The following is a 224-nucleotide window of genomic DNA, read 5'->3' as shown; positions in this document are numbered from 1 at the left end:
TCCGTATCCGTATCTATGCTACCGATATCTATGGTATTGCCTCCGGATATGGAAAGATCCGTACCGCTAAGGCTCAAAGTCTGCGAATCCGTGTTCACGAAACCGCTCAGGTCGACACTATTGCCGCCCGTTGCAGGATTCGTCAGTGTCAACGTGTTTCCGCTTAGGCTTAAGTCCGTAAGCTCGTTCGTGACGCTACCGTCTACTTCCGTGAAGGTGTTGCT

The 224-nt window shown here is 51.3% G+C and carries 1 protein-coding gene; it reads right to left on the bottom strand.

Translation table 11 applies throughout. The features are described from left to right. Positions 1 to 224 (bottom strand): hypothetical protein (locus FEK29_RS18020; RefSeq protein WP_161595372.1); only part of this gene is annotated, 224 nt, incomplete at both ends.

It is taken from the genome of Maribacter aurantiacus (assembly GCF_005780245.1).
Taxonomy (GTDB): Bacteria; Bacteroidota; Bacteroidia; order Flavobacteriales; family Flavobacteriaceae; genus Maribacter; species Maribacter flavus.
Note: the sequence above shows the minus strand (reverse complement) of the source record. Positions and strands in the feature narration are given on the sequence as shown.